Annotated in this window: 12 protein-coding genes and 1 other RNA gene; 5 read left to right on the top strand and 8 right to left on the bottom strand. The window is 58.6% G+C overall.

Annotated features, from left to right (window positions below; translation table 11 throughout):
- The first annotated feature begins 73 nt into the window (after positions 1–73).
- Positions 74–1,744, top strand: a complete 1,671-nt coding sequence (locus tag IPM61_02395) for a DEDD exonuclease domain-containing protein (protein MBK8910155.1) — start codon at positions 74–76, stop codon at positions 1,742–1,744.
- Between the two features lie 119 nt (positions 1,745–1,863).
- On the opposite strand, the gene IPM61_02390 is transcribed toward IPM61_02395, so the two are convergent.
- From IPM61_02390 to IPM61_02380, 3 genes are all read right to left on the bottom strand, one after another.
- Positions 1,864–2,892, bottom strand: a complete 1,029-nt coding sequence (locus IPM61_02390) for a hypothetical protein (GenBank protein MBK8910154.1) — start codon at positions 2,890–2,892, stop codon at positions 1,864–1,866.
- A 152-nt stretch (positions 2,893–3,044) separates the two neighbouring features.
- Positions 3,045–4,139: a magnesium/cobalt transporter CorA gene (gene corA, locus IPM61_02385; protein MBK8910153.1), complete on the bottom strand. Its 1,095-nt coding sequence runs from the start codon at positions 4,137–4,139 to the stop codon at positions 3,045–3,047.
- Entirely contained in the window at positions 4,136–5,134 is a 999-nt protein-coding gene (locus IPM61_02380) for a tyrosine-type recombinase/integrase (GenBank protein MBK8910152.1), read from the bottom strand. The genes corA and IPM61_02380 overlap by 4 nt, the downstream gene beginning before the upstream one ends.
- Before the next feature lie 118 nt (positions 5,135–5,252).
- Here IPM61_02380 and IPM61_02375 point away from each other — a divergent pair, with 118 nt between their 5' ends.
- From IPM61_02375 to IPM61_02365, 3 genes are all read left to right on the top strand, one after another.
- Positions 5,253–5,741, top strand: a complete 489-nt coding sequence (locus IPM61_02375) for a metal-dependent hydrolase (GenBank protein ID MBK8910151.1) — start codon at positions 5,253–5,255, stop codon at positions 5,739–5,741.
- 196 nt (positions 5,742–5,937) lie between these two features.
- Entirely contained in the window at positions 5,938–6,744 is an 807-nt protein-coding gene (gene recO / locus IPM61_02370) for a DNA repair protein RecO (protein ID MBK8910150.1), read from the top strand.
- 103 nt (positions 6,745–6,847) lie between these two features.
- On the top strand, positions 6,848–8,383 hold the full coding sequence (locus tag IPM61_02365; GenBank protein ID MBK8910149.1) for a Do family serine endopeptidase: 1,536 nt from the start codon (positions 6,848–6,850) through the stop codon (positions 8,381–8,383).
- 99 nt (positions 8,384–8,482) lie between these two features.
- Here IPM61_02365 and IPM61_02360 read toward each other — a convergent pair whose 3' ends face one another.
- Together IPM61_02360 and IPM61_02355 are read right to left on the bottom strand one after the other, a co-directional pair.
- Positions 8,483–9,769, bottom strand: a complete 1,287-nt coding sequence (locus tag IPM61_02360; protein MBK8910148.1) for a DUF1015 domain-containing protein — start codon at positions 9,767–9,769, stop codon at positions 8,483–8,485.
- Between the two features lie 126 nt (positions 9,770–9,895).
- A complete protein-coding gene (locus IPM61_02355; GenBank protein MBK8910147.1) occupies positions 9,896–10,117 on the bottom strand; it encodes a hypothetical protein in 222 nt (73 codons plus the stop codon).
- Between the two features lie 162 nt (positions 10,118–10,279).
- Here IPM61_02355 and IPM61_02350 point away from each other — a divergent pair, with 162 nt between their 5' ends.
- Positions 10,280–11,152 (top strand): DUF2520 domain-containing protein, encoded by an 873-nt coding sequence (locus tag IPM61_02350; protein MBK8910146.1) that lies wholly within the window; start codon positions 10,280–10,282, stop codon positions 11,150–11,152.
- On the opposite strand, the gene IPM61_02345 is transcribed toward IPM61_02350, so the two are convergent.
- The 3 genes from IPM61_02345 to IPM61_02335 all read right to left on the bottom strand — a co-directional run bounded on the left by IPM61_02345 (position 11,144) and on the right by IPM61_02335 (position 12,755).
- Positions 11,144–11,464: a tetratricopeptide repeat protein gene (locus tag IPM61_02345; GenBank protein ID MBK8910145.1), complete on the bottom strand. Its 321-nt coding sequence runs from the start codon at positions 11,462–11,464 to the stop codon at positions 11,144–11,146. The two genes, IPM61_02350 and IPM61_02345, sit on opposite strands and share 9 nt — an antisense overlap.
- 64 nt (positions 11,465–11,528) lie before the next feature.
- An RNA gene (gene rnpB, locus IPM61_02340) (RNase P RNA component class A) lies at positions 11,529–11,967 on the bottom strand.
- 56 nt (positions 11,968–12,023) lie between these two features.
- Positions 12,024–12,755, bottom strand: a complete 732-nt coding sequence (locus IPM61_02335) for a hypothetical protein (GenBank protein ID MBK8910144.1) — start codon at positions 12,753–12,755, stop codon at positions 12,024–12,026.
- Positions 12,756–12,792: the final 37 nt, after the last annotated feature.

The raw sequence follows: 12,792 nt of genomic DNA, 5'->3' as shown, positions 1-12,792 counted from the left end.
CTGGTTGGATAGCTATGGGAAGGAACCGTATGTTTGGCCAAAACGCAATGATATTGAAAGCATCCGAACAACCATGCAGCAACTGCTTTCGCACACGCAGTGCATCGTGACCGACATCGAGACGACCGGACTGTCGCCCGAGCGGAACCGGATCACCGAGGTGGCGTGCGTTGGGCTGCTGGATGGCGAGCTTACCGAACGCCGCCGAACCCTTGTCAACCCCGAGCAGTTCATCCCCCAGAACATCCAGCAGATGACCGGCATCACCAACGCCATGGTGCTTGCCGCGCCAAAAGGTGAGCTGGCGTTCCCGGAAATCCGTTCTTGGTTCCCTTCTGGCGCGGCCTTTGTGGCCCATAACGCCCAGTTCGACTACAACTTCCTGCAAGCTGCGTTCCGCCGCCACGCGCTTCCGCCGCTGGCCGTTACCCCGCTTTGCACCATGCGCCTTGCCAAGCGATTGCTTCCCAAACGGAAGGGATATTCGCTTGGGAATCTTGCCGGATATTTCGGGATAAAAATTCGCGGCCGCCACACCGCCCTGGGGGATGCCGAAGCCACCGCACGATTGCTTGCCGAGCTTCTGGACATCCTGCAAGAAGAGCATGGATGCGAGACGATTGAGGAGGCATTGGCGTTCCAGCGGCGGACCATCGGGGCGTTCCGCGAGCAGCCTCGGCATTTTGGTGGATTGGAGCCTTCGATTGCCGCACTTCCGGCACTTCCCGGGGTCTATCGGATGCTGGACCGGAGCGGTGAGATACTCTACATCGGCAAGGCAAAAAATCTGCGCGAGCGTGTTGGAAGCTACTTCCGGCCAAGTGCCGAACACACCAAGAAAATTCAGGAGATGGTGAAGCGGGTGCGGGGCATTGAGGCACGCCAAACCGGAAGCGAGCTTGAGGCCTTGCTGCTTGAGGCACGGCTGATAAAGGAGGAGCTTCCCCCGTACAACACCGCGCTGAAACGGTTCCGCCGCCACGCCTTCCTTCGGATTGACCGCGCCGAAGCCTTCCCCCGCGTTGAGCTTGCCACGGCGATGCACGCCGACGGGGCCGAGTACTTCGGCCCGTTCCGCAACCGCGAATCTGCCGAGGCAGTGATGGACACCATCACCCGGCTGTTTCGGCTGCGGCTGTGCGACGAAATGCCAACGCCAAACACGGCGGTCCGCCCCTGTTTCTACCACCAGATTGCACGCTGTGGCGCGCCGTGCGCCCTGCGCCAAACCCAGCAGCAGTATTTGCACGAGGTTGAGCGGGTGCGGCAGTTCCTTTCCGGAGCGGAGAACGGGATTCTTCGGCGAATGGAGCAAGCGATGGAGCAGAGTGCCCAGGAGCTGAAGTTCGAGGAAGCGGCATTGCTGCGCGACCGATTAGCCGAGTTCCAACGGATCTTCAGCAGTGGCGAACGCGTGGCCGACAGCATCAACGCCAACAATATGCTGGCACTGCTTCCGGCGGAGGAATCCGGGAAGCAGCATCTGTTTTTTATTCGCCACGGAAGGTTGGCCGGGCGGGTGCTGGTTGGCAATCGCCTGCCGGAAGCGGCATTGCGGAAGCAACTATCACGGCTTTACTTTGCCGCCGAGCCAATCCCGCTGCAACTTGGGCGGATTGAGATTGAGGAGGTGAGGATTGTGGCAAGCTACCTGTTCCAGCAACGGGAGTCCGGCGCGTTCATCAGGATTGCCGAGGGGGAAGGGGCCGACGATGTTCTGCAGAAACTTGCGGCAATCCGATAACCACAACCACACGCTGCCGTCACAGAAAAACAAGCAACAACAAAGGCAAAAGAAAGGGGTGCGGGAACGATTCTTCCCACACCCCTTTTTGCGTGATTGTTCCGGCGCAAGCCTTGCGGTTATCTGATGGAGAGGCTCCCCATCATTTTGTCGAACGCTGGGCCGTACAGGTCCTGCTGCGGGCGATACCAGTTCATGGTGACGCGGATGATCTTCCCCCCCGACATGGCGAAGTAGGCACGGCTGGCGACATCCTTCCCGCCGCTGTAATTGAACACGTAGCCCTTCTGCCCGCCAACGTTTGCCGCCGACGGTGCACGCCCGCCGTAGCTTTTCTTCAGCTGATCCACGGATTGCTCCAAGGTCATTCCTTTGGGATCAATCTGGTCCACCATCACGTAGCTGTCAACGCGGGTCCCGATGAACTGCTTCCCATTCCCCGCGCTGACCACTTTGAAGTTCGCCGGATAGCTGATGCTGTACCCCGCGCCGCTGAAAGATTTCATCTCCGCCGACGGAGGATCCGTGACGATGGAATCGCGGACGGCCCCGCCAGTGGTGTCGCCTGGTGCGGGGGTGGGGGCGGCGGCCTCCATCTTCCCTGGCTTGAAGCTGGCAAAGACTTGATCGAAGATTGGTTTGTAGTTTTCCCACGTTCCAATCACCCCGGCCTCAATGAAGCTGACAACGTCGCCTTCCATCACGTAGAAACGTTCGCTGGTGTACTTGGTGTTGCCGGCATCGAAGCTGTAGCTCAGTTTTTTTGCGGCCATGCCGTTCAGGTTGGCATCCTCGGGACCCTTCACCACGCCGGCATCGAACTGCCCTGCGAACTCCTTGATGTTGGCATCCATTGCCGTTTGCCCGCCGGGTAGCGCGCCCACAACGATCTTCGCGCCCCGCTCGTTCTCCGGGTTAAAGGTGGTGAAGGCATCGTACAGATTTTTCCCACTGTAGAATGCGGCGGTCACCCCTTGCTGCGCGGTTTGGGTCCAGCCTTCGGGATACTTCACCCCAAACTTCAAGATGGGGTCGTTGTACTCGGTGTAGTTTTTCACTTCCGGCTTCGGTTCTTCCGCCCCGCCGCAGCCGGCAACCAGCGCGGCCAGAACAACGGGAGGAAGGAGAAATGCTGTGAGTTTTTTCATGCCTGTGTAAACTCCTGAATGGTGTTATGGAAGGTATTGTTGAAAGGTCCAGTGCCAAGTGCGGAATGCCAAAAGAAACGTTGCGGAATTATTGCGTGCCGCGCCGCTGCGTGCCGCGCCGCTGCGTGCCGCGAAAGTACAACGCAGCAGCCTTACAGCCATCGCTTGCGGCGGAAGTAAAAGAACATCCCCACGGCGGTTGCGGCCATCACCCCCCAGGCGAACAGGTAGCCGTACTTCCATTCCAGCTCCGGCATAAAATGGAAATTCATGCCATAGACCCCAGCGATGAACGTGAGCGGAAGGAAGAAGGTGGAGAACAAGGTGAGGACTTTCATGATCTCGTTCATCCGGTTGGCGTTCATCGAAAGGTAGCCGTCCAGCAGCCCTGTCACCACGTCACGGTAGGATTCGGCAAGCTCGCTGGCGCGGACAAGATGGTCGTACACATTCCGGTAGTAAGCGATTTCAACATCGGCGATAAGGTCAAATTCCCCACGCGCCAAGCGGCTGACCATTTCGCGCTGGTAGCTGGTGATTCGGCGCAGCTGAAACAGCCGCCGCTTCATCGCCAAGATATGGGCAAGGGTCCGGCGTGAACTGCTGTGGAAGACCTCCGTCTCCAGCCGATCCATCTCTGCGTCGAACTGGTCGAGCGTCATGGCGTACTGGTCAACGATGTCGTGCAGGATGATGTGGTACAGGTAATCGGGTCCACGTTTTATCGAGCCAGGGTTCCGCTCGCAGTGGCCGATTGCACGCTCGATCGAAGGGGCCGCCTCGTAGTGGTGGGTGACGATGTAGCGTTCCCCCAGGAAGGCATTCAACTGCCCGGTGTGGATGTTGTGGCCACTGCTGGAAATCTTCCGGCGGGGTGGTTGCGGCTCCTGGTTCTGGTGTGAGTTCGCCTCGGAGCTTGCGTGCTGGCCGCGCTGCCCGTTCCGTTTCGCTGCGTCCAGATTCGTAATCGGGTTGATGATGCAGAACAGGTAGTGCTCGTAATCTTCCACTTTTGGCAGGTGGTCCTCATCCCGCTGGCTTTCGCGCTGGTGGCGGCAATCTTGGATTGCAAGTGGATGGAAGTGGAACACGTGCTCAAGAATCTCCATCTCCTGCTGGGTGGTTGGGTTTTCCAGGTCAACCCAAAGGACAAGGGAGGGATCTGCCGATTTCAACAACTCTGGGATTTCCTCAACGCCTGCGCGGCGCATCGGCTGGGCGTTGGTGCTAACAATAACGTGAATCATCCTTCCTCCACGATTACCATTCCAGCCTCATCAATGGCAATGCCCGCTGCCTTGCTACCCGATGCTGTGGCGGCTTCCAACCGCCCGTGCAGCTTGAAATAGAGTTGGGCCGTTGGCCTCCATTCAATCCGCATTCGGCGCATCACTTCTTCGATGGTGGCTCCTTTCTCCACCATCATCAGCCCTGCGGTGTGGCGAAGGGAGAAGGGGGTAAGCCGGTGGTCGCGGTCCCGTTTCACTCCGCTGGATTTCAGCCACCGGCTAACGGCTTCGCGAATCCCGCGCGAGGTCATGCGGTGGCCTTGCGTGCGGTTGCTCATGCTGGCAAACAGCGGCGCATCTTCCTGGCGAACGCCATCGGGGTAGCGGCGGCGCAGGTACTCCTCAACGGCTTCGTGAACATCGGGCGGCACGGTGACGGTTTCATCTTTTACGGTTCGCCCCTTCCCCTGCACGCTGATGTAATAATCGCCGGAAGCCCTGGGCTTGATGTCGCCAACGTCGGCGTGCAAACATTCGTGTTCGCTTAGGGCGCACCCCACCATCATCTGGATGATGACGTAATCGCGCATCCCTTGCAGGTTGCTGCGATCCACGCTTTTCAGCAGCACCTCCAACTCCTTGCCGGTAAGGAACGTGCGCGAGTGTTTCGAGGGGCGGCGGCCCCCCACCACCCGTTTTGCGGGGTTGTTGGCCAGCACGCCAACATCAATTAGATACTGGCAGAATCGGCGGAGCGCGGTCATGTAGGTTGCCACCGAGACGTTCTGCAGCTTCTTCCGCTCCACCAAGTAGCGTTTGTACCGCTCCACATCGCGCACGCGGAATCGGAATTTTTTATCCACCGGGAACCACTTGATAAAATCCCGCAAAGCGCGCTGGTAGGTCCCGCGTGTCTCGGGGCTTTTCCGCTCGCACTCTTTCAGAAATCCTTCGTAGTGGTCCACCAGTTCCTTCAACGTAAGCTGGACCGGTTCTATGGTTTCTTCAATCATTGCTGTTGAACGGTTGTTGCTCTTTGGGGGAATTGCGTGTGCGTGTGTGAGATGACCGGCGCAATGTTATCATTTTTCTGCGTTATCCGATCCCCCAGCGTGCTATCTTCGCGCCAGAATGCCAGGCTACAAAGGACATATTTCGATTGCCGTGCTGTTCGGCGCGATGCTGGTTGCGGGGCTAAGTTTCACCACGCTGGCGGCGGCGTTGCCACTGTCGGAAAAAGTGGTTCAAGGGGTGGTGATTGTTTGGCTGGCGGTGGTCTTCGCGCTGTTCCCGGACATTGACATCAAGAGCAAAGGGCAGATGCTGTTTTACCGGCTTTTCTTTCTGCTTGATCTTGGCTTGCTCTGTTTTGGGATGTGGAAGGAGGCCGCGCTGCTGGGGTTCCTTGCGCTGATCCCAATCCTAAGCCGCCACCGTGGGTGGACCCATACCGTGTGGGCAATGTTGGTGGTCCCTTCCCCAATTTTGCTGGGGCCAATGTACTTCGCCCGCCAACCCGTGGCCGATGGATTGCCCTACTATCTGGGCGCGGTGGTTGGATATTTCAGCCACCTTCTGGCCGATGGAATGCTCTTCCGAAGGCGGCAGCAACGGGGGTAAACTACGCCGGAATATGGTACGTCCTTCCCCTGGCCCGGAAAACTTCGCTCACATCTTTTTTGCTTGAGGCTATGGAACTGATACTTGGCATTGCCGTCGTAACCGTCGCGATTGTGGCCGGGTTGCGCTTGCAACAATCCCCCCGCGCCGTTCGTGTGCGCGTGCGGAACACCACTGCTGGCCGGAGCCGCCGCTCGTGATCCTGAACACCGAGGCCGTGGTGCTGCACACCCGGCGTTTCAGCGAAACCAGCTTAATTGTCACCTGCTTCACGCGCGACCGTGGGAAACTTACGGTCCTTGCGCGTGGGGCTTTCCGCCCAAAAAGCAAGTATGCATCGGTGCTGCAGCCGATGGGCTATCTGCGGTTGATATTTTATTGGAAGGAAGGCCGCGACCTTCAGACCCTTTCCTCCGCCGAAACAATCGCACGATTCCCACGGCTGGGAAGCACGCTGGAGCGGATGACCGCCGGGCTAACAATCCTTGAGCTGGTCAACGCCTGCCTGCATGACGACGGCGCGCACCAACAGCTGTTCGATTGCCTTGTTGCCGCGCTGCAAGGGCTGGACCAACCCGACGTTCAGCCGCCAGCCGTGACGTTGTGGTTTATGGCGCGTCTGGCTAACGAGTTGGGGTACGCCTTGCGGACCGACGAGTGCGGCGTGTGCGATGAACAAGTTTCCGTGCGCGAGGAAAGCGTCCCGTACAGCATCTCGATGGGCGCGCCCCTTTGTGCCGAGCATACCGAGGCAGCAAGCTATCGCCCATTGCCAACGCCCTCATGGACGCTGCTGCGCCAGGTGCTGAACGCACAGCCCGAGCATTTGAACACGATCGTGGCCAGCACGGCTGCGGCAACGGAACTCTACGATGCCTTGTCCTCCTTCATCAAGTTTCATGTTGAGGGGATGCGGCGGCTGCGAGTAAGCCCAGTTGCCGGGAAAATCTTGGCAGCCCAGGGGGCAACAACAACCGAAATCGAATTAGGACGGAGCGCGTAGCCGAACCAATTTCTACCACGTTGACAGCTCGATCTTGAACCGAGAGCAACGCACAACAACTCAGCCTAACGATCTTTTTTTTGCAAGGAAGGAGAACACAGCGATGAACAGAAAACAAGGGTTCATTGTGGGTGGCCTGATGGCCGCCTCGGTCGTGGTGGGGGCCTTGATCGCCACCGATTTCCGCCAGATACCGTTCGGCCTGGCCGGTCCCGATGTCAAGCTGGGGGCCGATGCGCCGCCGGTGGTCCCATCGAACGAAGTGAAGGCATTGAACGATGCTTTCGTTGCCGTCAGCAAAGCCGTCACCCAGCAAGTGGTTAGCATCGAAGTTACCACCCGCAGCGAACAGACATCAAATCAAGAAGACGAGGAGGATATACTGGGGGGACCGTGGGGCGGGTTCAATTTCAGAATGCCAAACACGCCGCAGCGGGGTTCGGGGTCCGGGGTAATCATCACGCCGGATGGCTATATCCTGACGAACAACCACGTTGTTGAATCGGCAGAGCGGGGAACGATTGAGGTGGAGCTTTCCGACGGGCGCAAAATGGACGCAAAGCTGGTGGGCCGCGACCCACTGACCGACCTTGCGGTGATTAAAGTTGATGCCACCGGACTTCCGGTTGCCGCGCTGGCCAACAGCGATGAAGTTCAAGTTGGCCAATTTGTGATTGCCGTCGGCAGCCCGCTGGGGCTGAACTCCACTGTCACGCAAGGGATCGTCTCGGCACTTGGCCGCGGGCAGCTGAACTTGAACCGCGACGAACGTGGCTACGGCGTGGAAGATTTCATCCAAACAGATGCGGCAATCAATCCGGGGAATTCTGGCGGAGGATTGTTCGATTTGCGCGGGGCGTTGGTGGGGATCAACTCGGCAATCGCCTCGCGCACGGGATATTATCAAGGCTACGGCTTTGCAATCCCCATCAACCTTGCGCGTGCCGTTGCCCAGGATTTGATTGAGGATGGGAAAGTAAACCGTGGCTACATCGGCGTGAAGATTGAGCCGGTTAGCCAAAGCCTGAAAAAAGCGTTGGGAATGGGAGCCGAGGATGGAGTTCTGATCCAAGAAACCATGCCAGGAACCTCTGCCGCCGATGCTGGATTGCGGCAAGGGGATGTCATCCTAACGGTGGATGGCGTTCCGGTGAAAACGCCGAACCACCTGCAAAACCTGCTTGCCCAAAAACGGGCCGGCGATGAGGTGAAACTGAAAATCTTCCGCGACGGCAGCACCTTCGAAAAAGGGGTGAAGCTGAAACCACGCGCCGAGGATGCCGAGGAAGATGCATCGGCCAGCAACAACACCCGCGAAAACCGCGATGAATCAAGCGACAGCCGCGAAAGCGCGAAACTGAGCGGCTTGGGGATGGAGGTCCAGACGCTTGATGGATCCATGAAAAAACGGCTTGGCGTTAGCAGCGGCGTGCTGGTCACCAGCACCGAGATGTACGGCGAAGCAATGACGCAAGGGATCAGCAGCGGCGATGTGATCGTCTCGGCAAACCGCAAACAGGTAAAAACCGCCGGGGATTTGGAGGGGATCGTCAGCGATGCCAGCAAGGGGGATGTGATCTTGATGCAAGTGAAAACTCGCGGCGGATCCACCCGGCTGGTTGCTCTGGAAGTGAAGTAACTTCCCCGCCAAATCACGCCAACGGAAAAAAAGACAGCCCCCACGCAGCGAAGCGTGGGGGCTGTTCTGTTTCCACCATTTCTCTCTCTTCTTGCATTCTCACCCAAGCGGATTCATCAGCAAGCCGCTGGCCAGCTTCGGGTAGAAAAACGTGCTTTTCTGCGGCATCACTCCGCCGGATGTTGCCACCTCCACAACCTGCTCCAACCGTGTTGGATTCATCAGGACCGCAAGCTGCACGCCGTTGGTTCCTGGGGCGGCCAATGCTTCGGTGGCGTTCTTGACGTAGCGTAGGTTGGTCTGCTCCAGCTGCTGTTGTTGCGTGATTCCTAACAGCCGCTCAAAAAGATGATCGTGCAGCAGGCTAACATCCAAGCTGCGAACGGCTGCGGGATTTTCGGGGGAAGTAAGGCGCGTGGCCGTTTCGGAATCCTTTGCCACCACCACCGCACAAACGTTGCCATCGGAAAGCAAGTAGCTGGGGCGCGATTCGTGTTGCTGCAGCAGTGCAAGCCCGTCGGCAGGGGCTACCGGGGTCGTCACCAAAAAATCTTCCCGAAGCTGCTCCAATACTTGGCCGAAGTTGAAAGTAGGAAGGGAATGCACCAGCCGGTGCGTCGGCAAAATCAGCAATCCGGGGTCGTTCATTGGGGCAAGGAAGATCATAATCCAATCGCAGGGCAACGCCCCAATCGGCTCATTGCTTCCTTCCCGAGCAAGTTCTTGGTATCGGAGCGCGGTCTCGTAGCGGTGGTGCCCATCCACGATAAAAGCGGGATTTCCCTGAAGGTGCGTCTTCAGTTGCTGAATCGTCTCCGCCTCGGTCATCTGCCAGACTTCGTGCCGAATGCCTTCGCTGTCCATCGCATCAATCGTTGGAAGTTCCTGCTTGGTGGCTGCGTTCAGCACCGCAGTGGTTGCCCCGGCTGGGTCGGCGTAGATTCCGAAGATTGGTTCAAGGTTGGCGTGGGTTGCCAGCATCAGCCGCAGGCGATCCTGTTTGGGGCCGCTAAGGGTGCGTTCGTGCGGCAAAATCTCCCCCGCAGAAAAAGGGGCAAGCCGCAGCGTTGCCATGAACCCGGTCCGCACAATCCGCTGGTTAGTTTGCGGGTGGGTGAAGGTTTGGCGGTAGGGATAAATGGCTTCTTGGGGGTCTTGCACCACCACGCCGCTCTGCTTCCAATCAGCCAGCAGCTGGCTTGCTTCGGCGTACGGCTGGCTGCCGGCGGGAAGAATCAGCCGGACGATGTTGAACGGGGCTTGCTCGGCCAGCTGTTCGCGGAGTGCAGGGCCAATAACGTCGTACGGGGGCGAAATCAGCAGGCCAAGATTGGAGAAGAATTCGGGATTGAAGCGAAGCGGACGGAATGGCGAAAGCGTTGGCATGGCGCGTGCTGGATAGGTTAGTAGTGGAACCCGCAAGGAACGGCGAACAAAACCGAAGGCTGAAGCGAAAACGAAAATCCCCCGCATGGTATCACCAAGCGGGGGATTGCTTCGCTGGAAGCGAACTTAGTGCTTTGCTGCGGTGTCGGCTGGCTTTGCAGCGGCCGAGTCACCGGTGGCCGGTGCTGGCGTTGTTGCTTCTGGTGCCGGAGCCGGTGCCGGAGCTGGTGTTGTAGCTGCCGGAGCTGGTGCTGCGGTCGTGTCGGCAGCAGGTGCGTCAGCTTTCTTGCCGCAGGAGACCAATGCCAGAGCGACAATTGCAGGAAGGAGAAGTGCTTTGAACTTCATGTCAGATTGAACTGTTGATGAGTTGGTTATGGTATCTTGGCGATACCTGTTTCGAAGTAACGTTTGCGAAAATACATGTTTTCGTTCCAATCCCAACAAGGGGGGCGGGAAAATGTTTTTCCGCAGAAGGAACGACAACCCTGATTCTAATAGGCCGCACACATGGCTGAAATTGCTTTACATCCGGCAGCACGGCTTGCAATTGTTGGCACCGGGCGGCTTGCCCATGCCTTGTTGCACACTTTTCAGAACCAGCGCGTTGCACTGCTATCCAGCCGAAGCGTTACGGGGAACGCGAAATTTTTTTTTGAGGCCCCGCCACTTCGGCTGGAGCAACTGGCCGAACTTCCGGTGGATTACCTTTGGCTGGCCGTCTCCGATTCGGCAATCGCCAGCGTTGCGGAGACGATTGCAGGGCTGCGGGACCAGTGGGATGGAGTAACGGTCATCCATTCCTCAGGGGCGCAGTCGGTGGAGGTCCTGCGGCCCCTTTCCCAGCGGGGCGCGACGGCAATGGTGCTTCATCCCAACGCCTCGCTGAACGGGCTGGCGGCGATTCCGGCGGGGATCACGTGGCGGATTGAGCCGCCAAGCCAAACCGCCCGCTCCGTTGCCGAATCCCTGTTGGCAGGGATTTTCCCGCGATTCGTCACCGTCCCTTCCGAACTCCTTCACCTGTACCATGCCGCAGCTTCCCTTGCCTCCAATCTTTCCATGACCCTTCATGCCGTTGCGGCGGACCTGTACCGCGCCGCCGGATTGCCCGACGATGCCGCACGCCAAACCGTCACCCGATTCCTTCAAGAAAGCGCGCAGCGAATGGAGATATCCACCCTTGCCGAAGCCTTAACCGGCCCGATTGCCCGGGGCGATCTTGAAGTGGTTCGCCGCCAATTGCAGGGGGTGAAAGAAGCGTTGCCGGAAGGGGCAGCAATGTTCCGGCAGCTTTGCCGAACAACCGTGCAACTCCGTTTTGGCGAGGTTTCGCAGGAGTGGGAGAGCGTTTTGGGAAGCGAGGAAGGGGATTCAGCGTAGCGCGTCAAGTTCGTCCAGCGCGGCCTCTATCTCGGCAGCGGTGTGGCGATCGTTGTTGCGGATTGCCACCGCGATTCCGGTACGGTAGGCCTCTTCGGCCTCCTCCATCCGCTCCGCCGAAGCGTACAACCCGCCAAGCTGATAGTAGAGCGCAACATACTCCGGGTCCCGCTGCCGAAGCTCCACCAACATGGCGATTGCGTCCCCCGATTGCTTGCGGCTGGCATACTCCAGCGCGACGGCGTATCGGGCGAAACTGTCGTTGGGGTCCTGCTCCAGGAATTGGAGCATCTGGGAAAGCCGGTCGTTCACGGTAGTTGTGCCAGAAGAAACGATGAGTGGGAACGTGAGAGAGAGAGCGAAAGAAATAAACGACATCCGAAGCGTGTTTGTACGCCGAATTCTGTCTTCCTTGCCATGCGGCAAAAGGGAGGCAGCCATTGATCTTGGCGGATGATTGCTCAATCCGCTCCAGCAGCCTACCCGGCATCGGGAACCGCTTCCGTTGGGGGAAGCGATTCAAAGGCGGGCCGCCCCGTTCCGATGCCCTATTTGGCCTTGCTCCGCGTGGGGTTTGCACTGCCGTTGCGGTTGCCCGCAACGCGGTAAGCTCTTACCTCACCTTTTCACCCTTACCCCGATCCTTATGGGACCGGGGCGGTATTTTTTCTGTTGCACTTTCCGTCGCCTTTCGCTGGCGGAAGCCAGCAATTGAACGCCCGGCCGTTAGCCGGCACGCCGCCCTGTGGAGTTCGGACGTTCCTCTGTTGCGGCCCCGTTGGTTCGGGGGCAACAGCGGCTGCCCAACACACTCCGGATGTCTGAATTGTCAAGGAGCAGAATCGGTCCGCCTGTGCGGGCGTAAAAAACGTTACTCTGTTGCCACGGTTGGCGGGGCCACCAGTTCTTCCAGCACCACAATCCGGTGGCAGTGTTGGCAGGTGAACAGTTGCTCGCCACGGCGCATCTCCACCAACGTTTGCGGCGGCAGTGCGCGGAAGCACCCGCTGCAGGCCCCTTTGCGGACCTTCACCACGGCATCGGAGTAGGCGTTGCGGATGTGTTCGTACTTGCGCAGAAGGTCGGGGGAGATTTGCCCAACCATCTCTGCCTTTTTCTCCTTCAGCGCGGTGATCTCATCGGCGTTGGTTTCGCGGATGGTGGCCATCACACTGCTTTTTTCCTCATGCTCGCGGATTGCTTCGTCGCGCTGGCGGCTTAAGGTGTCAATGTCCTTGATAACCGTTGCCTCCTGCGTGTCCAGCGTCACCAAGTAGCGCGCAAGGCGTTGCTCCTCGGCATCGGCGGCTTCAATCTCGGTGGTGGTTGCGTCGTATTCGCGGTTGTTCCTGACGGTGCGCAAGCGTTCGTTCAGGGTGCGTTTCCGTTCGGTAAGGCTTTGCATTTCGGCGTGCGTGTCGGTGCGGGATTTCCGCAGCTCGCGCAGTTTCTTCTCCTCGGTTGCAGCAGCGATTTTTAGCGCGTCGCCCCGTTTCTTCAATGCTTCCACCTCGGTCGGAAGCTCACCGCCGCGATCGTCAAGCTCATCAAGCTCCAGATCAACCCGTTGGAGCTGGTACAGTTTTTTTAGTTCTTCATCCACGGTGTTCTATGCCTCCTGAATGGTAATGCTGTTTGCG

The organism is Chlorobiota bacterium (genome assembly GCA_016710285.1).
Classification (GTDB): domain Bacteria; phylum Bacteroidota; class Ignavibacteria; order OLB7; family OLB7; genus OLB7.
Note: the sequence above shows the minus strand (reverse complement) of the source record. Positions and strands in the feature narration are given on the sequence as shown.

Bases quoted from the DNA above. Each gene is read 5' to 3' on its own strand.
- corA (MBK8910153.1), bottom strand. From the start codon at position 4,139: ATGATTCACGTTATTGTTAGCACCAACGCCCAGCCGATGCGCCGCGCA.
- IPM61_02365 (MBK8910149.1), top strand. From the start codon at position 6,848: ATGAACAGAAAACAAGGGTTCATTGTGGGTGGCCTGATGGCCGCCTCG.
- IPM61_02395 (MBK8910155.1), top strand. From the start codon at position 74: ATGCAGCAACTGCTTTCGCACACGCAGTGCATCGTGACCGACATCGAG.
- IPM61_02390 (MBK8910154.1), bottom strand. From the start codon at position 2,892: ATGAAAAAACTCACAGCATTTCTCCTTCCTCCCGTTGTTCTGGCCGCG.
- IPM61_02375 (MBK8910151.1), top strand. From the start codon at position 5,253: ATGCCAGGCTACAAAGGACATATTTCGATTGCCGTGCTGTTCGGCGCG.
- IPM61_02380 (MBK8910152.1), bottom strand. From the start codon at position 5,134: ATGATTGAAGAAACCATAGAACCGGTCCAGCTTACGTTGAAGGAACTG.
- IPM61_02360 (MBK8910148.1), bottom strand. From the start codon at position 9,769: ATGCCAACGCTTTCGCCATTCCGTCCGCTTCGCTTCAATCCCGAATTC.
- IPM61_02350 (MBK8910146.1), top strand. From the start codon at position 10,280: ATGGCTGAAATTGCTTTACATCCGGCAGCACGGCTTGCAATTGTTGGC.
- IPM61_02355 (MBK8910147.1), bottom strand. From the start codon at position 10,117: ATGAAGTTCAAAGCACTTCTCCTTCCTGCAATTGTCGCTCTGGCATTG.